This window comes from Chryseobacterium sp. KLBC 52 (genome assembly GCF_003347605.1).
Classification (GTDB): domain Bacteria; phylum Bacteroidota; class Bacteroidia; order Flavobacteriales; family Weeksellaceae; genus Chryseobacterium.
The window spans coordinates 98820-119680 of record NZ_QDFZ01000015.1; the positions used below are offsets into that span (position 1 = coordinate 98820).

Genomic DNA, 20861 nt, shown 5'->3' on the forward strand with positions numbered 1-20861 from the left:
TGAAATTTATTCCGTTTCGGTTATTTGAAATAGTTTTATATTGATCTTAAAGTCCTTGTGCTGCAGGTTTAAGCTGTCTGCGAAGATAGGTTTTTTTGCATCAAAAGTGAAATCGATTTTCTCCTTGTTGTTTTTTGTATAAATAATCTGCTTCAGCAAATTATTTTCTTTGTTGAAAAAAAGATAATAGCTTTTATTTTCGATTTTTGAAAGATAGATGTTAGCATGATCATTTTCAAAGCTTTCATTGACAGAATATTTTCTTTTCAGAAGCTGCTGAAAGTCATTTTTTAGAAAGTTGATCACGATTTTTTTATCCAGATCGGGAAGTACATAATTCAGTTTGAAATTCTCATCAGAAACCTCAAAGTCAATCAATTTATTGCCAAAATCTGAAGTTAAAGCAACGCGGTGTGTCGTTTCATTCAGTTTTTTGATGATCAGAATTCCGCTCACATGGTTTTTATAAATGTCCATCTGGCATTTGTAGACATAATCTTCACCGGAAGAAAAGTATAAATTTTCAACCACTTTCTCAGAGGAAGAAACGGGCTTTGCATCTGCTAACTGATACGTTTTACAGGAAACAGCCAGTATCAGAACAAGGCTATAAAGAAAACTCTGACGCAGGAATGGAGGCATTGATCTTTGTATTTTTGAAAACAATATTGGTGGTATCTCCGGAAGCTTCAGTCATATTCACTTGGGAAACCGTCGATTGGTTCTTTGGGAAGTAAAGCTCAATCTGCTTGATGTATTTCAACAGCTGCGATGTCTTCGGAATAAACTTCGCTACGTTGTAATTTCCGTTTTTAAAATAGGTTACGGTGAACTCCGGATCATTGAACATCGTTCCGTTTGAGCTTCCTACAATCAGCTTATTGATTTTTTCAAATGTTTTGCTCTTGGCATCTACAGAAGACTTTTTCCCCTGATCATTGATGAAGATCTTGTTGCTTTTAAAAACAATACTATACTGATATGGTTTCGTATACTTCCAGCTCAGCATATTGGGTGTCTGCAAAGACATTTTTCCATAGGTAACAATACTTTTATCCAGGAAATCCATTTTTTTGGTCTGGGTAAAATCGCTCTGCAACGTTTTAATTTCTTTCGTGTCTGAAGAAACCTTCGATACAAATGCTTTGGCTTCAGCTCCTGACATTGCGGTATTTTGCGCAAAAAAGAAACCGGAAACCAGTAAGAATGCTCCGAAAGCAATATTTTTAATCATTTCTATTTGAATTTATCACTGTATCAACAGTAAAGGTTGAATATTTTTTATCCCTCAAAAATACTAATAAATTGGTCAGCACCCGAAAGGTCTTTTCCGAAGTGTCGTGAAGAAGGATAATACTCCCATTTTTAAGGCCTTTCGTCACTCTGTTGTAGATTTTCTTTTCGTCATCAATGATGGTATCCAATGACCGGACATTCCAACCGATGCTTACTTTATTTGTTTTTTTGATCGCTTTTGCAATATTCGGATTCGTTACTCCAAACGGCGGTCTGTAGAGATTGGTCTTGATATTTCCCACATTTTTCATGACTTTATCACATTTTTCAATCTCTTCAATCATTTTTGAAGTCGATAAAAACCCTGTGGAATTGGAATGCGATAGGGTATGATTTCCAATCGTATGACCTTCTGCAATAATTCTCTGAAACGTCTCAGGATATTTTTCAATCTGTCTTCCGATACAGAAAAAAGTTGCTTTTATCTGATGTTCTTTAAGCAGGTCTAAAAACTTTGGTGTAAACTCAGTCGGTCCGTCATCAAACGTAAGTGCTACTTCTTTGATTCTGGTCCGTTTATGGGTAATACTGTTGACAAAATAGCCCAGTTCAATATCAAATGAACCCCAGACAACGACTGCAGAAAAAGCAAAAAAACAAAACAGATACACCCAGATACTTCCGTGGAACGCATAAATAAAAACGTTACAGAAAAGGTAGAACAGGATGAAGGGATAGTGTTTCATTGCTGATTGTTTTTTATTGTTAAACTTCTGGAATGTATACCCATTTTGTCATTCTGAGTGTAGCGAAGCGAAATGAAGAATCTATCATATAAAAAGCAGAGATTCTTCCTTCGTCAGAATGACAGCAGCACTGTTTTTATTACTCCTCTTCAATTATGCCTTCTCCAATAACACCAAACTGTGATCATCACCTCCCAGATGATTGTAAAGAAGGACATTCTTCACGTTTTCTTTTTTCATAGAATTGATCATCATGATTTCCGGAATCTGCTGTTCCTTAAGGATATGACAGGCTATAAAAGTTGAAAAACCACTTGCCGTATTAAATTCTCCGCTCAAATGTTTGTAATACAGCTGTGCTGAATCCGGAAACAGATCCATTGCTTTTGTATAATACATATCTGATTGCGCATCTCCACTGAACCCTAAAATAACCGCATCAATATCATGAGTTGAAAGGTTGTTTTGAACTAAGAACTTTTGGATAAAATCCTGTACTTCACTCAATTCAATTGTGTTGCTGATATGGATATTTTTAAGCTTAGCGTAAGAGTTTTCGGTCTTATCTTTTCCTACAACGAAAAAGCTGGCTCCTTCACCCCAGATCACGCCATTAGTATTAGAATTCAGATAATCTACAGGAAGATCAGCTTCTTTTTTGATCGTATTATTTAGGCAATAAAGTTCCATGGTTCTGTCTGTCTGCTCATCTGTAGAACCTACCAGAACATTTTCTGCTTCTCCGTCATTGATCTGAAGCTGGGCATCCAGTAATGAAAACTCCAGTGAGGAAGAAGTATTTACATAGGTGAAGTTATACGCATGACATTGTAACCCCAGAGCAATCTGTCCGGCTACCGTATTGTGAGTAGACTGGATGAAAAAGGTAGGCGTAAGGAACTCTTCATGATTATCAATCACGTTTTTCAGAAACTTTTCAGAATCCTGCGAACAGCCCATTCCTGTTCCTACGATGATAGCATCCGGTTTTTCAATTCCAGCTTCCTTCAATGCGTGATGAGAGGCTACAGAACTCATTTTTACTGTTTTAGACATCCTTCTGATCATCGCAGGCGGAATGAACTCTTTGTAATTAGGTTCTATCGCTTTAATGATGTTTGAAGAATTTCCAGGAGTAAGGTTCTGAAGAATATTTTCGTTTAAAGTGTCCTGAACCGAGATACAGGATGCACTGTTGATGTATACTGCACTCATGATTTTGAGAAAATTAAGGTGGAACAGTTTCCTCCAAATCCAAATGAGTTAGAAAGTACATGATTAATGTTTTTCTCTTTCAATTCGGTAACAGGAGTAAGATCAAACTCTTCCATTTTTGTTTTGAAATTCAGGTTCGGGAAGATCACGCTGTTTTGCATGGCTAGAATTGAAAATACGGCTTCAATTCCTGCCGCAGCAGCTAAAGTATGTCCTGTAAATGCTTTTGTGGAGCTGAATTCAGGCACCTGGTTTTCTCCGAATATTCTGATCATGGCAATCCCCTCAGATAAATCGTTATTGGGAGTAGCCGTTCCGTGAACGTTGATATAATCTATATTTTCTTTTTCCAATCCGGAGATTTTCAGAGCTTGCTGCATCGCTAAAAATGCACCCTGCCCGTTTTCTGAAGATGCCGTCTGATGGTGTGCATCATTGGCATTTCCATATCCGGAAAGATAAGCGAGAACTTTTTTATTTTCTTTTTTGACCATTTCTTCAGATTCAAGGACTAAGAAAGCCGCAGCTTCCCCAAGGTTCAGGCCTTTTCTGTTGTTGTCAAAAGGAGTGTTGTAGGAATCCGTAAGAATCATCAGCGTATTGAATCCATTCAAAGTAAATTTTGAAAGCGAATCTGTTCCTCCGACAATTACACGATCCAAAACTCCGTTTTTAATCAGTTTAGCACCCATCATAATGGCATTGGCTGCTGATGAACAGGCAGTACTGATGGTAGAAACCATGCCCTTCAATCCCAGATAATCAGCAATAGCCAATGAGGAATTTCCGGCATCATGAGCGTCAATATATTTTTGCTTTTCAGGGAAGTCTTCGTAAGAGTAGAAGTATTTTTCAGTGATATCCATTCCGCCTACACTGGTAGAAGAAATCAAGCCGGTTCTGTAACCATTGATATCTGAAATTCCTGCACTTTCTACAGCTTCCTTCGCAGCGAGCATTCCCAATAAAGAAGTTCTTGTTACATTATTGTCTTCATCAAGCTGAAGCTGTTGTACAAGTTCTTCATTGGATAATTTTATTTCACCTGTTTTAATAGCTCCGGCATGACGGGTTTCAAACATTTCGATATCTGAAATTCCATGTTTTCCGGATTGCAATGAAATAAAATTTTCCTCCACATTGTTTCCGATGGAGGAAATGATGCCCATTCCCGTTATGGCAATTTTTTGACTCATGGTATTCAATAATGTAACAATGTATCAATCGAATCATTTACCAATAATTGCTACATTGTTACACTGTTAGATTGTTATATTAATTTATTTTGTTCTGTTGTCCTCGATGAATTTTGCCATCGTATCGATAGATTGGAAAATCTCTTTTCCTTTTTTAGGATCAGCTAATTTTATTCCATAGTCTTTATCAAGAAGAACAATCAGTTCCAGAGCGTCGATAGAATCTAATCCTAATCCACCTCCGAACAATGGATCAGTATCTTTGATTTCTTCTACAGATACATCTTCAAGGTTAAGAACTTCGATAATTTTGTGTTTCAATTCTGTTTTTAAGTTTTCCATAATTCAGTTGGTTTATCAGCGCTTCAGCATATCATGAAGATCATTACATCATTGCACTGTTATATTGTTACATTTTTATAAGGTTAGCAAATATACAAAAGCTTTGTAATTTTCCTGATACAATTCTACCCAGCCACACAATACTTTGTCGGCTTTTCCAGATAGAAGAATCTGCTCAGAATAGTCATTCAAAAATTCTTCATCAAAATCATCCAGCACAAAAAAAGCATTTTCTGTCTGCATTTTGTGTTTAATGCTGATTTCTCCTACACAGATGTTGGGTAAAGTATACACAAAAACGGCAGGACTCGGATAGAAATTATCCTGATCGTTGATGCTTTCCTGATATTTGAAATCGGTATCCAGACTGGAAGATCTGTTGGCAAAAACAATAGCTGTTCTGCTGTGATCATCATCACTCAAAATGGTTTCAGCGGCAAGAAAAGCCAGTTTACTCAAATGATCCATTTTATGAAACTTTGGATAGCTGAGGTCTAAACTTTTATAAGCTTCTTTGGCAAATTCCTGAAAGATTTCGCTTGGGCTTTCAAAAATAAGATTTCCGTCAACGGTTATTTTTGAATGTTCTACGGTACAGGTATTTATTTTCTTCATCACTTTCAGTTTAACATTTTTCCAGTACAACAGCTGCATTACATCCTCCAAAACCAGAAGCGGTCTTCAGAATATATTTAATGTCTGCAGTTTGATTTTCCTTGATGATATTCAAAGGTTGGGTTACTCCCATTTCTTTAAAATTCTTTGAAGGAATCAAAATGCTGTGAAGAGCACTTTCCATAGAGATAATACTTTCCAAAAGACCGGAAGCACCCAGACAATGTCCGTAATAGCCTTTCATACTATTGAGCGGAATATGCTGAAGATCCATTCTGTTGAAGGCAATGGCTTCCATTTCGTCGTTATATAAAGTGGCCGTTCCATGGGCAGAAATAAAATCAATTTGTTCCGGAGAAACCTTCGCTTCAGTCATGGCATTTTTGATACTGGCATATAAACCGTCACCTGTTCTTGAAGGACCGGAAATATGATTGGCATCATTCACTGCTGAATCTCCCAGTACTTTAAATCTGAACTTTTCGTTTTGTGAGATTGCTTCGTCACTTTGTTCCTCGCAATGACATGAGGTGATATAAACAGCTGCTGCTGCTTCACCGATATTGATTCCGTCTCTGTTTTTATCATAAGGTTTGCAAGGTCCGGAGCCAATGGCCTGAAATGAATTGAATCCTGAAATAACAAATTCAGAAAGCTCATCACCTGCAATCACAAAGGCATCTTTGTATTTTCCTGCCTGAATCATATTTTTAGCAACAGAAATCGCCATTACTCCTGAAACGCAGGCATTGGAAACGATGATCGGTTTTGTTTTAAATCCAAAAAAATCAGCAATTTTTTCTGCTAATTTTGATAAATAAACACCTTCTGGTAATTCGGACTGGTTTTTTAACTGGCTGATATTTCCTTTTGTGGTGGAAAGGATAAAAGCGGTGTCTTCTGATACAGTACGTTTTTCAACAAGTGGCTGTAAGCTTAAAAGAAGCATTTTTTCCAGTCTTGTGAAATCATTTGTATGCTGAGCAAAGAATCTGTTGAACTCTTCATTCAGTTTGTCAGAATCAATCATAGAAGCATAGAAAGCATCCTGATTGTCTATAATTTTATGTAAAGCAACTCCCGACTGTCCTTCTAACAGAGCCTTCCAGTTGGAATCAACATTGAAACCCAAAGGAGTTACACAATTGTAGTCTGTGATATAAATTTCCTTGCTCATGATAATCCCATTTTATCTTTCCAGGTTTGAAAAAATTCCGGATTGTACAGGCATAAGCTTCCATTGCTATCAAGAAATACCTGAATGGTTTCTCCACTGCATACCAATTGGTCTTCCTGATTGAAAAGCTCATATCTGTAAATAAGCTTGGCAGAAACAGAATTGATAAAAGTGGTCACAATTCTGAATGTTTCTCCATACTTTAAAGGAAGAAAATGTTCGCAGGTACTTTTTACGATAGGCGTTACATATCCTGCATTCTGAATATCAAGATAGGTAAGACCATGCAGACGACCGAAAGCTTCTCTTCCGTCTTCAAAATATACGATATAGTGCCCATGCCAGACAATTCCCAGCGGGTCTGTTTCATTGAATCGTACTCTGACTTCTTCAGTACAGGTTAATATATTTTCTTTAGACTGCATTTTGTTTTTTTTCGTAAAAAATAGAAATAGCTACAGTGGCAATATAGAATAAGAAAAGGAAAACCAGTTCTTTGGCAATTCCGCCAATTCCGCTGTTTCTTAAAATAATATCATAATAGGCATTCAGTCCCCAGTTCATGGGAGAGAATTTGGCTACGGTCTGCATAAATTCCGGCATTAAAAATACAGGAACCCAGATTCCTCCAATGGCTGCCAAAACTACTACAGACGTTGCTCCAAATGGGGCAGACTGTTCCTGCGTATCAGCTATAGTTCCCAATAGAACTCCAAATCCAATTGCTGCCAATCCTGCAAACAGTGTTACTACCACAAGCTGGAACATTTTTCCGGATACATCAAAAGCCGGAAGATCCATATATGGGAAAAGGTAAATTCCTACAGCAACCATCAGTAAAAACTGAATAAGACAGATGATAAGATAGGTAAATGTTTTTCCTAAAATATGGACAAAATAAGGAGTAGGGCTTATTCTTGCCCTTACACTTGTTCCCTGGCTTTTTTCTTTTACCAGATTGATGGATAAAGGGACTACAATAAAGAAGATCGCAAAAAGTGTCCATGCAGGAACGTTGTGCTGGACAGAGTTGGGCATGACGTCCATTTCTCCTTTTTGGGGCGTGATTTCTTTAAAACTGATCAGGTTTTTATTTTCGTCAAGATTCTCCGTTGTTCCCAGCTGATCCTGGAATGCTTTGTAAATCTTTTTATTTTCAATCTCAAAAACCATTTTATTCACAGAATTCATCACAGAGTTCTTGAATCCGGCATTGGTAGCAGGGTCAAAGTACAAATGAATTTCTTTGGCTTTGGGAGCTGCAGTTTTTACTTTTGCAGAATCTCCTTCCAGCCCGAATGAACTTACTATGGTCTGAACTTTAGAATCAATATTGGAATTTAAATCTTTCGTCAAATTTTCCGGAATGACAATCGCCATCTGATAATCTCCTGAAAAAACAGCATCCTGAGCCGATTTTTCATTGAAGTTGGTCAGCAGCTGGAATGTTTTGCTGTTTTCCAGTTCTGCTTTTATATTTTTTGAAACTTCAGATTTGTCCTGATCAATAAAAATAATTGGGATTTTTGAGCCTTCAAGGTTTTTAAAGGTAGAATCCTGAATAAGGGTAATGGTGACAATCAAAAGCAAAGGCATCACAAAGATGATGACGATTCCACCGATATCTCTTTTCAGCAGAAGAATTTCCTTAATAAAACTTCTCCACAGTTTATACAACAACATCTCTTAATTCTTTTCCGGTTAATGAAATGAAAACGTCTTCCAGGTTTTCGGCATTCGCAATCTGTGAAACAAGTTCTTCAGGCGTTCCTACAGCATGAATTTTTCCATGATCGATGATGGCAATTTTTGTACAGAACTCTTCAGCCTCAGAAAGATGATGGGAAGTATAAATAATGCAGGTTCCCTGTTTATTTAAATCCAGAAGATAATCAATAATTGCTTTTTTAGACTGAACATCCACACCTACAGTCGGTTCATCCAGAAAGAGAACTTTAGGATTGTGAAGAGTTCCTGCGATGAGGTTGCAGCGGCGTTTCATTCCTCCTGAAAACTGTCCTACCTGCTTGTTCGCAAATTTTGAAAGTCCCATGATTTCCAGAGACTCGTCAATGGCTTTTTTAAGCTGATTATGTTTTAACCCATAAAGACTTCCGAAAAACATAAGGTTTTCTTTAGCGGTAAGCGTTGGATATAAAGCATATTCCTGGGGAACAATTCCGATAATCTGTCTGATTTTAAAACCATCTTTCTGGGGAGATAAACCATTGATGGTAAATTGTCCTGAAGTAGGTTTGATCAATCCTGAAAGCATTGAAATCAGCGTTGTTTTTCCAGCTCCGTTGGGCCCGAGAATTCCGTAGATTTCATCTTTGCTGATACTTAAAGAAATATCATTTACAGAAAACTCATCAGAATTTTTGTATTTTTTATATAAGTTTTTAATCTCAATCATATTTTCCGCCATATCAGATCGCTTTTCTCAGTTTTTTATAGAAAGCTTCTTCCAGGTCTGCAATGTGCAGCATTGTTTTTGAAAGTTCGTTATAGATATTGCTTTTGGAGTTTCTGTTTTTATAAACACGGGCAATATCCACGGCAAAGTCTCTCCAAAGGTCACCAATAGAAGTAATTTCTTTTGATAATTCCTTCAGCTCATCATTTTTAAGAATAACAGCCGCTTCCTGAAGAAATGCACCATAGATAAATCTGAAGCCTCCGCCTCCGGTTCCGATTTCCTCCTGCATCCTGATCAATTGCCCCAAATAATGGTTGGTCACTTTTGTACCTTTCTTTTCTGCCCATTTCGGGATGCTTCTGGCTACCCATCTCATGGCTTTTACTCCGATAAGCGGTACAGGCGCCAGCATATTTTTACAGGTATCCTTGATTCCTTTTTTGATTGCCTTTTCAAGATTCACATTTTCCGGAACATACACAGGATAGTACATATGTCCTTTCGGAGGAAGTGCTCCTTTGGCGTATCTTACTTTTTCCAGTTCTGCTTCAGAAAGGGAAGTGGTATAATCCATTACAGGATCACTGATCAGGAATTTTCCGTCTTCTTTTCCGTACACCACAAGGTTGTGGGCATTGAAGTGGAATTTGTATTCTTCAGGAAAATAAGTAAGGTTGAAAACACCTACCTGAAGTCCGGTAGGAATATTTTGTTCCAGATTTCTTTCAAGAGCTTTTTGGGCATCCTGAGGATTGGAGAATTTTTCTCTTTTGATTTTAATTCCTAATCTTTTGGCTGCTTTACTGAAAATAGCACCCGGCATCGGACGATAGCTGAAGCCCGGAGCAAAATTCACCTTTAAAAAAGGGAGATAGACGAAAAACAGTCCTGAACCGATCCCGAAGATCATGGGCTCACTCAGTTTCAAGCCTTTATTAAGCAGTAGATTAGAAGCAACACCGTTTTCGCAATGCGCAGTCTGATGGTGTTCAAAGTTTAATTTCATTTGCTGATTGTATCTTTTCATTGGTCAAATAAAACAGGCTTTATATTGAGCCTTGTCTCATTTATTTTCCGTTGAAGTTTTTTAATTCATCCACTGAAATACCGAATGCATCGGCATATTTTTTCAGTGCATTTTCGCTTAGTGTTTTGAATACTTTGGGTTTAAAATGTCTTTTTACCCTCCATTGCCACATTCCTACATAAGAAGCAAGGACTCCCAGATCCATTTTGTTCAGTTCCATAAAATACACAATGGGACTTGCTATATTATTAGCTACATTTTGCTTTGCTTCCTCAATTCTCTCATAAATAAGTTCCATAGATTCATCCAGAGCAGCTTTCTTGGCATCCCAGCCTGTGCTGTTTGCTGTCGTGTAGTTGTCGTTCTCATCCGTCACATACAGAACTTCAGTCATGTTGGCGGATTTCAGGTTACTTTCGTCTTGAGGCAGGTCTTGTTTTTTCATCTAAATAATGTTTATATTTTTAGATTCCAGATGACATAAGCTCACCTGTTTTTTGATTCTTTTAATCAGGTGGCTAAAATAGTGAAAATACATTATATGTAAATCATATTACATTTGAGGGAGTTATTGTTGAGAAATAGAGGCTGTAACCTTAATAAATCTCCAAAATTATAATTCATCCCGATTTTTCTTGTCTCTGTTTAGAAAAAAGCTTTTAACTAATCCTATATAAAAGAATCTTAAAAGAATCCCTTAAAGCTTATGGTTTCTGCTTGTAACAGTTCCTTTGTAACAAGTGTTTATATAAATAAGACTAATGGGGAAATTTGGTTTGAAAATAATATTAAATAACTACTATGAAGAAAATTTTTATTTCGGTTTCGCTTTTCTGTATGATCAGCGCAATGGCACAGAAATTTGAGACCCAAAAGCAGACCGATGCTCAAGGGTATACCTATGAAACGGTAAAGAATGACCAGGCTGGAGTGCGTGTGTATACACTGAAAAACGGGTTGAAGGTTTATCTGGCAAAAAATGATGATGCCCCGAGAATCCAGACTTACATTCCCGTAAGAACAGGATCTAATAATGACCCAAGTGATAATACAGGTTTAGCGCACTACCTGGAACATATGGTTTTTAAAGGAACTTCGCACCTGGGAACTCAGGACTGGGCAAAAGAAAAAGTTTTATTACAACAGATCTCTGATCTTTATGAGCAGCATAAAGCAGAAAAAGATCCTGAAAAAAAGAAAGAACTTTATAAAAAGATTGACGAAGTTTCTCAGGAAGCTTCCAAATATGCTATCGCTAACGAATATGATAAAGCGATTTCTTCATTAGGAGCTACAGGAACGAATGCTCATACTTCACTGGATGAAACGGTGTATAAAAACAATATCCCTTCCAACGAATTGGAAAAATGGCTAAGAGTAGAGAAAGAGCGTTTTTCAGAATTGGTATTACGTCTTTTCCATACTGAGCTTGAAGCTGTATATGAGGAATATAACAGAGCTCAGGATAATGACAGCCGTCTTGTATTCTATTCATTGATGCAGGCTCTTTTCCCAAAACACCCGAACGGACAGCAGACGACAATCGGAACTTCAGAGCATTTGAAGAGCCCTTCCATGGAAGCGATCCACAAGTATTTTGATACCTATTATGTGCCTAATAACATGGCCGTAGTATTGGTTGGAGATCTGGATTATGACAAAACTATAAAATTAGTTGATCAATATTTCGGTGCATTCAAATACAAAGAACTTCCGATGAAAAAGATGGTTACGGAAGAACCAATGACCAGCATTGTTACCAGAACGGTAAAAAGTCCTACTACACCAAGAATGACTATTGCATGGAGAACAGATTCTTATGGAACTCAGGAAGCAAGACTGGCAGATGTAGTATCTGAAATTTTAAGTAACAGAGGAGATGCTGGATTAATTGACCTTAACATCAACCAGAAGCAAAAAACACTTGGAGCAGGAGCGTATGAGTCGCCTTACAAAATGTATGGTACATTTGGATTAGTGGTAACTCCTAAAGAAGGTCAAAGCTTTGATGAAGCTAAAAAACTGCTGATGGATCAGTTGGATCTTGTGAAAAAAGGACAGTTCCCGGACTGGATCCTGAAAGCCATCGTAAATGATAAAAAAGTTCAGCGTATGAAGAGCTGGGAAACAGCTGACGGATTAGCTACTGAACTGTATGATTCTTATATCAACGTAAGAACATGGGAACAGGAGCTGGATGAGATCAATCAATATGACAAAATCACGAAAGCTGACGTTGTGAAGTTTGCCAACGATTTCTTTAAAGATAATTATGTTGTCATTTATAAAGAAAAAGGAGTGAATGATAAGCTTGTACGTGTACAGAACCCTGGAATTACCCCGATTAAACTGAACAGAGAAGCTCAGTCTCCTTTCCTTAAAGATATTCTGAATACAAAAGTACCGGAAAGTAAGCCTGAATTTATTGATTTTAAAACAGCCATTCAAACTTCAAAGATTAAAGATAAGACGATAAGTTTTGTGAAGAATAAATATAATGAGGTTGCTCAGATCAGTTATATTTTCCCTTTCGGAACAGATAATGATAAAGAACTTTCTATTGCAGGAACCCTTTTCGAATATCTTGGAACCGATAAGTATACTCCGGAGCAGCTGAAAGAAGAATTCTTTAAACTGGGCGTAAGTTATAGCCTGAGAACTTCCAATGACCAGATGATCATTACATTAAATGGTCTTGAAAGTAATATGAAGAAAGCTGCAGAGCTGATGAACCACTGGATGACGAATGTGAAAGCGGATAAAGCAATTTATGCTCAAACGGTAAAAACAATTCTGGAATCAAGAGCTTCTGCGAAGAAAGATAAAGTGAGAATTATGGCCGCTCTTTCAAACTATGCTAAATACGGTAAAAATTCAAGAATGACAGACATCGTTTCGAAAGAACGTCTTGAGAGCATCGACGCCGTAGAATTGATGAAGAAAGTGAAAACACTAAACCAGTATCCTTATCAGGTGCTTCTTTACGGACAGGATCAGTCCGGATTGGAAAAAGCGGTGAAACCTTTTATCATCAATACAAGCCTTCAGCCAGCACAGGCAAAAGAATATGCTGAACCGGCTACTGAAGGAAAGGTATACTTCACAAATTATGACATGGTACAAATGGAAATGTCAAAAGTAGCAAAAGCCAGCACCGTAAACCTTAGTAATTTCGGGAAAGCAAATGTTTTCAATGAATATTTCGGAAGAGGATTATCTTCTATCGTTTTCCAGGAGATCAGAGAAAGTAAGTCATTGGCTTATACGGCCTATGTTTCTTATGGAAATGCTTCGGAAAAAGGGAAAGCAAACTATGTGACAAATTATATCGGAACACAATCCAACAAGCTTCCTTTAGCGGTAAATGCAATGAATGACTTAATGGTATCTTTACCACAAATCCCTGCCCAGTTTGAGAATGCCAGAGGTTCTGCCTTAAAACAGATTGCTTCCAACAGAATCAACAGAACAAATATTTTCTTCAATCAGTTAGCATTGAAAAAATTAGGGGTTGACTATGATATCAGAAAAGATATTTACGCTGAAATTCAGGGATTGACATTGCCACAGCTTACAGGATTCTATAACACCGAAGTAAAACCTGTACAATACAATACAGCCATCATCGGTAAGAAAGAAAACCTGAATATGGAATCTATCAACAAAATGGGAGAATTCCAGGAAGTATCTCTGGAGGAGATCTTCGGATACTAATCCTTTTGTTTACAATAATGATAAAAGCGGGACAGAAATGTTCTGCTTTTTTGTTGCTGAAAACTGTTTCTCCCTGACCATCAGAGTTTCACGGATTTATAAAATGTTTCACGTGAAATAATTCATCTGATGATGAGGTTTTTAAGTCTGTAATATCTTGTCTATCAATTGCTTTGTTAGGATGTTATGAATGTGGAAATAAACAAAAAATGAACCTTTTTCCGTAAAATCATTGTAATCAATTCAATAGGAGTGGGCTATGATTCTGAGTGGAGACGAAGAAAGCCCGCTTAAAAAAAGAGAAAAATCAATCGGCTTTAGCCTAAACCAATATTTTAAACACGAATAACACAAATGGATTGCACAAATGTTCACAAATAAATCTATTAGAGAATATAAAATTGATTTAAAAGAGAAAAGCTGTACGTTTTGTACAGCTTTTCTATGTCTATGTTGAATTGGTCTTTACGATTTTACTTCCTGAATGAACAGGTTGATCTCCGCTCTGATCAATAATTCATCATTATTAAATGTTTCACAGAAAATGTGGCAGATGTTCTCAAACTGTGAAATAAGAGATGCTCGGGAAATGATTTTGTCATTCACTTTTGGAAGAGCAAAAATCTCAATCTTCTTGATATTGGTAATGAATCCGATCACTTTAGTATCGGCTTCAGGATTTTCAAAGAAGCTTTGTCCAAGGATAGAAGAGCAGGTTTGCGCCAGGTTTTCGATTAAGCCGGCTTCTGCAAACTCATTGTTGTGAACAAATATATTATCTTCTTTGATTTCAAAGGAAGTCACTACTTTTTCTTTGGTCAGCTCCAGAATATAGTCTGCCATCAACATCGGTTCACGATGCGGTAAAAAGTTGTGTATATTGATGATATTTTCTTCCTTTATTTCCATTTCCAGTTTATTTTACAGCGGTTTTCATTTGAGATTTTGCAATCACTTCACCGTTTAGTTTCGTAACAATATCTACAAGGGTTACTCCCATTACTTCATTAAGGATGGTAACTTCAGATTTCAGATGGTCTCCTACTTTAGGAAGAATTTCAGCTTCAAAAGATTTGATGGCTCCGATATATCCCGTAGGAGCATCTTTCCCCAGCAGATAATATTTATATCCTGTATGCAGGGCAACGCTTTGTGCCTGGTGCTCAATCAGTCCGGAAGCCTGAAAAGATCCGTCCTGGATAAAAAGGTTATCTTCTTTGATTTCAAAACCGGATAAAAGATGGTTTTCAGAATATTCTGATAACTCATGTACCATCACAAAAGGAAACCTTTGCGGAATAAGGCTTTCTACAAAATCTTTATCGGATGTAGGCAGTTTGTTTTCCATTAGCAAACAGTTAATAAAGCACAAGAATAAGCGAATCTTCCACTTTCAGGAACACAAAGAAGTACTTTTTCTCCTTTTTTCAATGTTCCGGAGTTCATCAGTTCTTCAAGGGCAATAAATATCGATCCCGCACCGATGTTTCCAACCTCAGAAAGGTTATAGAACCATTTTTCTGCAGGGAAATCCATTCCTTTTTTAGCAAATTCTTCTTTCAATCCATCTTTAAAGTATCCTGAAGAGATATGAGCCAATACGTGGTCAATTTTTTCCGGATCAAGATTATGTTTATCAAAAGATGATCTTAAACTTTCTGCTCCTTTTACAAGGATATATTTATCAAGGATTTTAGTGTCCTGTTTGATGGCAAAAATAGATTGTTTCAGCCATTCATCAGAAGGGTAGTCGGCCCATGATTTCAGGGTTCCGTCTTCCAGCTTATCACATCCGGCATACATACATGCTTCAATTTCGTGAGCATAAGAGTAGAAATCAATGAATTCTACTTTTAAGGAAGTACTGTTTTCTCTTGGTTTATTTTCCAAAAGGAAAGCTCCGGCTCCATCAGAAAGCATCCATCTCAGGAATTCTCTTTTGAAAGCAATGATAGGTCTTTCCTCCAGCAATTTTAAATTTTCTGCTTCATGGTTGAATTTGTCAGCAGTCATCCATGCAGACATTCTTTCAGAACCTGCACATACTGCGTTGTCCTGTACACCGGCTTTTACAGAAAGGAATCCATAGTTTAACGCATTCATTCCTGAGTTACAAAGACCTGTTGAAGTATTAATTTCAATAGATTTTCCTATGTTCAGCTCACCATGTACCATAGAAGCATGAGAAGGCTGGATCTGATCCGGTGAAGTAGTTCCTACCGATAGTAATTTCATATCTTCCTTTTTGAAATTTTCGTCAAAAAGTCCTTCGATGGCTTTGGCAGTAAGCTGCGCATTAGAGTGGGTAGGATTTCCTTCTTTGTCTAAGGCGTAGTATCTTGTCGTGATTTTATTATTTCTTAGGATAAGTGATTTTGCTTTAGATGGCGCATCATTGATAAGCCCAAGATAAGTCTCCATTTCATCATTCGCTACCGGCTCATTGGGTAAGTATTTTGATGCTTTTGTTATAAATACGTCGTACATTCTATTTTAAATTAATTCCTTGTAAATATCTTTTTTGTTTTTGTCTTTTAAACCAAAATATAGGGGTTGTAAGCAGGTGTAAAACCAAAACGACAGGTGAGATAATCCATATCGCTGCCATCAAATATACCTTAAAGAATTTTATCAGCAATGGACGTTTCTCTTTTTTCTTGATAATCAGGTTAGACCATACTGTAAAAATTTTGTTTCCTACCTTTTCTACACGCACTAAAAACGCACGGATTTCAATCGCTCCGTTTTTCACAAGATCTGGTTGTAAACTGTTAAGGTCATTATTATTAAAATGTCTTTCAATAATCTCGCCATACTTTACAGAACCTGTGATTTCTTCATCGGAAACTCCTGCCGCAGGAAGCATTCCTGATTTTTCTTTCTGACCTGTGGTAAGCCATCGGAGAATTGTTAATACGCTGGTATAATTGTCGTGTCTGTCTACCAAAGCAATATTTCCTACCAGTTTAGCCTGTAAATCTCTTAAGTAAACCTTTAATTTTTCCTGGGAAAGCATCCACATATTTCTGGTCCCTGAGATCGTTACTACAGGAGTATCTTTAAGGATTGGTTTTGCATAATCACTCTTTAAAAAAGAAATAATAGGAATGGATGGTGTGAGATACCATACCTGATACCCGAATAGGATAAGGTCGTACTTTTTGTTCAGAATTTCTTCTGAAGGAGGAAGGATTTCTTTTGGAATCTGCAGATAAGATTCAGGAAAAGTGTTGAAAAAGACATCGCCCGGCCAGGGAAAAGGAAAATCTTCCTTTAGCTGAATGTTGTAATACGTAACATCATAAGCCTCCTTTTTAGCTTCAAAAGGTTGGGCTATATTTCTCACGATATCTTCGAGTTGTCCGGTTTGTGAATAATATATGACAAGTATATTTTTCTTCATTAGTTTTCTTTAGCGTTTACAAAAATATGTTTTTCATATTTATTATTTGATTTTAAATACTTTTAATGATTCAGAACTAAATTTTAGTGTATAATGATCACCTTCAAAAGAATCACTTTTTGTATTTACAAAAATAATGGTCTCTGGCAGCTCCTGAATATCATTCCATGTAAAACGATCATGGGAGATCAGGAGTACATCAATTTTTTTGCTTACCTCAGAAAGGTCTTTTATATAATGGATCTTTCTTCTTTTTACAAGATAACTGTGTGCTGCTGTTGCTCTTTTTTCATCATTCTGAATCAGAGAAAAAACTCTTCGGCTGGCCTGGTATAAAGTTAATAATGCATCCTTCTGCCCGAAATCATCAGCCAAATGAAGAATATGGGCGTCATTTGAAATATGCTTGTTCAGTTCGAAATATACAGATTTATGAGCATTAAAATCTTCTTTTACTTCCTGTACTACTTCACTGTCTTTGTAAAGATAGCTCAGGAAGAGTTTCTTTTTAAAATAATTCTCATCCTCAATCTCTTCACGCAGTCTGGCAAATTCTTCTCTGAAATAGGCATTGATCTTCTTAGTTCTCTCAGAATAGTTTTTACCAAAGCTCATATCATCTTTGCTGATTCTGTTGCCCACTTTTACGGTAATGCTTCCGTCATAGATAATGAAGTCTCCTTTCGGTAATACTTCAGAGTTTCCGTGGATGTAAAGCGGAAGAATATCCAATCCGAATTGTTCCGCAAGATAAAACGCTCCTTTATGAAACCTTTTCACATCATTGGTATAGGAACGTTCTGCTTCCGGGAAAACAACCAGAGAATATCCTTGTTCTACTTTTTCTTTCAGCTTGTTCATTCCATTCTCAATTCCTTGAGAAACAGGATAAAAGCCCAGCGCTCTTACCAGTTTTCCAAAAACAGGAGACTCGTATACCCAGTCATTCACAAGATAAATAATTTTGTGCGTAGCCATTGCGATAGCCAGCGTATCCAGAAAAGAGGTATGATTGGCAATGATAACTGCAGGTCTGCTGAAATCTTCAGATGTATTTTTAATGACCTTCTTCTTTACAAATGGATTAGAATAAAGAACAGAAGTTAAAAATTGAGCTAAAATAAGTTTAATAATATTCAGTGTTTTCCCTTGAGAATTTTTAACAAAGAAACTTCCAAATGCTGAAAAAATAAGTCCTCCAAGTCCGTAATATAGAAATGATAGTACTGAAATCAGGAATAGTCTGAATGTGATGGGAGAAAGTCCTTTTTTTGCCCGGTTGGTAATGAATAATCTGAACCAGAACGGATACAGAGTAGAGGTAATGATAATCACGGAGAACATTCCTATCAGGGCCACTAACGCTAAAGAATGTAGTGCCGGATGTTTGGCAAAAATCAAAGATCCAATGGAAAGAATCGTCGTGAAAACGGCAAGAATAATAGAAATTCTATAGGTGGGTAATTCATTCTTTCCAGTAGTATGTTCTTTTTGCATAGCCTGAGTCAGGAAAATACTGAAGTCGTCTCCGACTCCAAATACCAGCGTACACACTACAGTACTGAAAATATTTAATTCCAATCCTAAGAAATAGAGAATTCCGGCGGTCACCACTCCCGTTAAAACAATGGGAAACATCGTAAGAACGGTCAGTTCAAAATTCCTGAAGAAAACAATGATCGTTAAAATGATCGCAAGAAGAGAATAATTGATCAATGTACTGAAATCTCTTTTCAGCAAACCAAGAAAATTCTCATTCATCTGTTGGCGGTCAATGGCTATGGCATCATGCTTCTTCTCAATATCCTTGATGAAAGTATCCCGTTTTTTTTCGTCTACTTTTACTACATTGGAAACCGTGTAGAACCCATTTTCGTTGCTCATGAATTCTGATATCTGAAGCGCTTTTACCTTTTGATAATCTTTCAGGCTCAATGTAGAATAATTTTTATGCAAAACTTCATTGAAGCCATCAAAAGCGGAACTGTTGAAACCGAATTTATTCCCGTTGCTGACCAGCTCGGAAATGGTCTGACTCTTCTTCTGGTCATTCCAGAATTGATTCCATTCTTCAATTTTTTTCTGTTGGTCTTTTTCTGAAAGCACCACACTTCCGATAGAGTTATAGCTTAAAATCTTGCCCTCTTTTTTCTCTTTTTCAAGGAAGCTGCTCAGTTCAGAATTTCTGCTTAAAGCCTGTTCTTCAGAATTCCCATAAGAGATCGTGTAGATTGATTTTGAAGTAATATCTGAAAGTTTCTGAAGTTTTGCTTCACTGATTTTTAATTCTTTTGGAATATAATTCAGATCGCCAATATCTTCATTGAAACCTACATGTCTGAAACCAAAAAGGCAGGCAAGAATAATGACAGAGCATCCTATAATCAGCGGTTTGTTTTTTTCGTAAGGGTAAGATCCTATCTTGTCAATAAAGTTGGTGTTGAGGTGCTCTCCTTTTTCTTTTGGCTTGTAAAGCTGAGGAACAATAATTAAAGCTGAAACTGAAGAAAGAATCACTGTAATCGCAGCGAAAAGTCCCAGGTCCTTTAAAGCTTCAGAACGAACAAAAACCAGACATAGGAATGAAACGGCTGTCGTTGCACTGCTTAATATAATAGGCTTCGTAATTTCTTTGTAGAGCTCTTCAATATTATTGTTGTGCTTATAATGGGTAAGAATATGCAGGGCATAATCGATGGTAATCCCAATCAGAATAGCTCCCACACTGAGGGAAATTGCCGAAATCTTATCTTTAATAAAATAAAGAACCAATAAGGCAAGCAATACAGAAAATACTGTTGGTAAAAATACAATGATAGGAGTAAAGACATTTCTGAAATAATAGATCAGTAGAACCAAAAGAACCGTCATGGAAATGATTACTGTGTTCTGGATATCTTTTTTGATCTGCTTTGCATTGGCCACCGCAATCACCGGAGAACCGAAATAACTTATTTCTGTTTTGCCTTTGAACTGCTTGTTGATTCCGTCTTTGATTGCATTAAGCTGATCTACAAATGCCTCATTAGCTTTCGTGTCGTTACTTTTATTTTTAGGATCAATGAAAAGTAAGAGGTTTTTTCCGTCTTTGGTAACAATATAGCTGTCTTCAAGTTTGAAGTCTTTGCTGATGTTTAAAGCATTTAATTTTTTGATCCCCAGAAAAGTAAGTCCCAGAGGATCTTTTTTTATAAACTCTTTGGTGACAAGGCTTGTGGGAGAAACCAATGATATATAGTTATTCTCTACCTGTGTGGCAATGCTGTCTTTCTGAAGTTTCCGGTCTATGTCCTTATAGTCATTCTCATTAAGAAATAAAGGTAAATTCTGATTGACAAAATCAAAGGTCTCGGAGATTTCATTATCATTCACTTTTCCCTGAACAGAACCGATGTATTTCTGTAAAGGCTCAATTTTTTTCAGAAAAGTATCTGCCGTTTCAGAAAGCTGGAAGCTGTCTTCGCTGGATTTGTTCTCAATAATAACAATAATCTTATCCGAAAAATTAAGCTGTTTAAGAACCTTTGCGGTAAGATCCGACTTTTCATTTTTAGGGATAATCTGATTGATGTCTTCCTCAAAATTGATCTTTGACGCAAAGAAAATGCATAAAACGGCAATTCCCAGAGCTGCAAATACAGACAGGATTTTATTTTTGGAAATCAGATAATATAAAAATATAAAAAAGCGATGCATTGCATTTAAATCAAGTCTGCAAATTTAATTTTTTAAGCATTAGTTCAAAATAGTTAACGAGAAGTTTTCACTGAA

At 36.8% G+C, this 20861-nt stretch carries 19 protein-coding genes; 1 reads left to right on the plus strand and 18 read right to left on the minus strand.

All coding sequences use genetic code 11. The features are described from left to right. Nucleotides 1-6: 6 nt before the first annotated feature. From DDF69_RS16285 to DDF69_RS16345, 13 genes are all read right to left on the minus strand, one after another. Nucleotides 7-642, minus strand: a complete 636-nt coding sequence (locus DDF69_RS16285; RefSeq protein ID WP_114821702.1) for a hypothetical protein — start codon at nt 640-642, stop codon at nt 7-9. After that, nucleotides 608-1234 carry a LolA family protein gene (locus DDF69_RS16290; protein ID WP_034692447.1) on the minus strand — a complete coding sequence of 209 codons (627 nt, stop codon included), beginning with the start codon at nt 1232-1234 and terminating at the stop codon, nt 608-610. Before DDF69_RS16290 ends, DDF69_RS16285 begins: the two co-directional genes overlap by 35 nt. Further along, nucleotides 1227-1982 (minus strand): polysaccharide deacetylase family protein, encoded by a 756-nt coding sequence (locus DDF69_RS16295; RefSeq protein WP_114821703.1) that lies wholly within the window; start codon nt 1980-1982, stop codon nt 1227-1229. The genes DDF69_RS16290 and DDF69_RS16295 overlap by 8 nt, the downstream gene beginning before the upstream one ends. A gap of 153 nt (nt 1983-2135) precedes the next feature. After that, entirely contained in the window at nt 2136-3197 is a 1062-nt protein-coding gene (locus DDF69_RS16300; RefSeq protein ID WP_114821704.1) for a beta-ketoacyl synthase N-terminal-like domain-containing protein, read from the minus strand. Then, nucleotides 3194-4393 (minus strand): beta-ketoacyl-[acyl-carrier-protein] synthase family protein, encoded by a 1200-nt coding sequence (locus DDF69_RS16305; RefSeq protein WP_114821705.1) that lies wholly within the window; start codon nt 4391-4393, stop codon nt 3194-3196. The genes DDF69_RS16300 and DDF69_RS16305 overlap by 4 nt, the downstream gene beginning before the upstream one ends. A gap of 84 nt (nt 4394-4477) precedes the next feature. Then, nucleotides 4478-4735, minus strand: a complete 258-nt coding sequence (locus DDF69_RS16310; protein ID WP_034692439.1) for a phosphopantetheine-binding protein — start codon at nt 4733-4735, stop codon at nt 4478-4480. A gap of 75 nt (nt 4736-4810) precedes the next feature. Then, the gene (locus DDF69_RS16315; protein WP_114821732.1) at nt 4811-5350 is read right to left on the minus strand and encodes a 3-oxoacyl-ACP synthase; all 540 of its coding nucleotides are present in this window, start codon (nt 5348-5350) and stop codon (nt 4811-4813) included. 10 nt (nt 5351-5360) lie between these two features. Continuing rightward, nucleotides 5361-6527, minus strand: coding sequence for a beta-ketoacyl synthase N-terminal-like domain-containing protein (locus tag DDF69_RS16320; RefSeq protein ID WP_114821706.1), 1167 nt, complete (start codon nt 6525-6527; stop codon nt 5361-5363). After that, a complete protein-coding gene (locus DDF69_RS16325; protein WP_114821707.1) occupies nt 6524-6952 on the minus strand; it encodes an acyl-CoA thioesterase in 429 nt (142 codons plus the stop codon). Before DDF69_RS16325 ends, DDF69_RS16320 begins: the two co-directional genes overlap by 4 nt. After that, a complete protein-coding gene (locus DDF69_RS16330) occupies nt 6942-8210 on the minus strand; it encodes an ABC transporter permease (RefSeq protein WP_114821708.1) in 1269 nt (422 codons plus the stop codon). The genes DDF69_RS16325 and DDF69_RS16330 overlap by 11 nt, the downstream gene beginning before the upstream one ends. Next, nucleotides 8197-8955, minus strand: coding sequence for an ABC transporter ATP-binding protein (locus tag DDF69_RS16335; RefSeq protein ID WP_114821709.1), 759 nt, complete (start codon nt 8953-8955; stop codon nt 8197-8199). Before DDF69_RS16335 ends, DDF69_RS16330 begins: the two co-directional genes overlap by 14 nt. A 1-nt stretch (nt 8956) precedes the next feature. Next, nucleotides 8957-9952 (minus strand): BtrH N-terminal domain-containing protein, encoded by a 996-nt coding sequence (locus DDF69_RS16340; protein ID WP_114821733.1) that lies wholly within the window; start codon nt 9950-9952, stop codon nt 8957-8959. A 61-nt stretch (nt 9953-10013) separates the two neighbouring features. After that, nucleotides 10014-10418 (minus strand): hypothetical protein, encoded by a 405-nt coding sequence (locus tag DDF69_RS16345; protein WP_114821710.1) that lies wholly within the window; start codon nt 10416-10418, stop codon nt 10014-10016. A 356-nt stretch (nt 10419-10774) separates the two neighbouring features. Between DDF69_RS16345 and DDF69_RS16350 the strand changes: the two genes are divergently transcribed. Continuing rightward, on the plus strand, nt 10775-13687 hold the full coding sequence (locus tag DDF69_RS16350) for a M16 family metallopeptidase (RefSeq protein WP_114821711.1): 2913 nt from the start codon (nt 10775-10777) through the stop codon (nt 13685-13687). A gap of 465 nt (nt 13688-14152) precedes the next feature. Here DDF69_RS16350 and DDF69_RS16355 read toward each other — a convergent pair whose 3' ends face one another. From DDF69_RS16355 to DDF69_RS16375, 5 genes are read right to left on the minus strand one after another with little or no spacing between them, the layout of a single operon-like run. Further along, nucleotides 14153-14596, minus strand: a complete 444-nt coding sequence (locus DDF69_RS16355) for an ABC transporter permease (protein ID WP_114821712.1) — start codon at nt 14594-14596, stop codon at nt 14153-14155. A gap of 7 nt (nt 14597-14603) precedes the next feature. Then, the gene (locus DDF69_RS16360) at nt 14604-15035 is read right to left on the minus strand and encodes a hypothetical protein (RefSeq protein WP_114821713.1); all 432 of its coding nucleotides are present in this window, start codon (nt 15033-15035) and stop codon (nt 14604-14606) included. Beyond that, complete coding sequence (locus DDF69_RS16365; protein ID WP_079243423.1) at nt 15035-16174, minus strand: beta-ketoacyl-ACP synthase III; 1140 nt, start codon at nt 16172-16174, stop codon at nt 15035-15037. Before DDF69_RS16365 ends, DDF69_RS16360 begins: the two co-directional genes overlap by 1 nt. Before the next feature lies 1 nt (nt 16175). Beyond that, entirely contained in the window at nt 16176-17090 is a 915-nt protein-coding gene (locus DDF69_RS16370) for a hypothetical protein (protein WP_114821714.1), read from the minus strand. A 42-nt stretch (nt 17091-17132) separates the two neighbouring features. Next, on the minus strand, nt 17133-20786 hold the full coding sequence (locus DDF69_RS16375) for an MMPL family transporter (RefSeq protein ID WP_114821715.1): 3654 nt from the start codon (nt 20784-20786) through the stop codon (nt 17133-17135). Nucleotides 20787-20861: the final 75 nt, after the last annotated feature.

Bases quoted from the DNA above. Each gene is read 5' to 3' on its own strand.
- DDF69_RS16365 (WP_079243423.1), bottom strand. From the start codon at position 16,174: ATGTACGACGTATTTATAACAAAAGCATCAAAATACTTACCCAATGAG.
- DDF69_RS16350 (WP_114821711.1), top strand. From the start codon at position 10,775: ATGAAGAAAATTTTTATTTCGGTTTCGCTTTTCTGTATGATCAGCGCA.
- DDF69_RS16345 (WP_114821710.1), bottom strand. From the start codon at position 10,418: ATGAAAAAACAAGACCTGCCTCAAGACGAAAGTAACCTGAAATCCGCC.
- DDF69_RS16335 (WP_114821709.1), bottom strand. From the start codon at position 8,955: ATGGCGGAAAATATGATTGAGATTAAAAACTTATATAAAAAATACAAA.
- DDF69_RS16300 (WP_114821704.1), bottom strand. From the start codon at position 3,197: ATGAGTGCAGTATACATCAACAGTGCATCCTGTATCTCGGTTCAGGAC.
- DDF69_RS16375 (WP_114821715.1), bottom strand. From the start codon at position 20,786: ATGCATCGCTTTTTTATATTTTTATATTATCTGATTTCCAAAAATAAA.
- DDF69_RS16295 (WP_114821703.1), bottom strand. From the start codon at position 1,982: ATGAAACACTATCCCTTCATCCTGTTCTACCTTTTCTGTAACGTTTTT.
- DDF69_RS16310 (WP_034692439.1), bottom strand. From the start codon at position 4,735: ATGGAAAACTTAAAAACAGAATTGAAACACAAAATTATCGAAGTTCTT.
- DDF69_RS16320 (WP_114821706.1), bottom strand. From the start codon at position 6,527: ATGAGCAAGGAAATTTATATCACAGACTACAATTGTGTAACTCCTTTG.
- DDF69_RS16340 (WP_114821733.1), bottom strand. From the start codon at position 9,952: ATGAAATTAAACTTTGAACACCATCAGACTGCGCATTGCGAAAACGGT.
- DDF69_RS16285 (WP_114821702.1), bottom strand. From the start codon at position 642: ATGCCTCCATTCCTGCGTCAGAGTTTTCTTTATAGCCTTGTTCTGATA.
- DDF69_RS16370 (WP_114821714.1), bottom strand. From the start codon at position 17,090: ATGAAGAAAAATATACTTGTCATATATTATTCACAAACCGGACAACTC.
- DDF69_RS16325 (WP_114821707.1), bottom strand. From the start codon at position 6,952: ATGCAGTCTAAAGAAAATATATTAACCTGTACTGAAGAAGTCAGAGTA.
- DDF69_RS16330 (WP_114821708.1), bottom strand. From the start codon at position 8,210: ATGTTGTTGTATAAACTGTGGAGAAGTTTTATTAAGGAAATTCTTCTG.
- DDF69_RS16290 (WP_034692447.1), bottom strand. From the start codon at position 1,234: ATGATTAAAAATATTGCTTTCGGAGCATTCTTACTGGTTTCCGGTTTC.
- DDF69_RS16305 (WP_114821705.1), bottom strand. From the start codon at position 4,393: ATGAGTCAAAAAATTGCCATAACGGGAATGGGCATCATTTCCTCCATC.
- DDF69_RS16315 (WP_114821732.1), bottom strand. From the start codon at position 5,350: ATGAAGAAAATAAATACCTGTACCGTAGAACATTCAAAAATAACCGTT.
- DDF69_RS16360 (WP_114821713.1), bottom strand. From the start codon at position 15,035: ATGGAAAACAAACTGCCTACATCCGATAAAGATTTTGTAGAAAGCCTT.
- DDF69_RS16355 (WP_114821712.1), bottom strand. From the start codon at position 14,596: ATGGAAATAAAGGAAGAAAATATCATCAATATACACAACTTTTTACCG.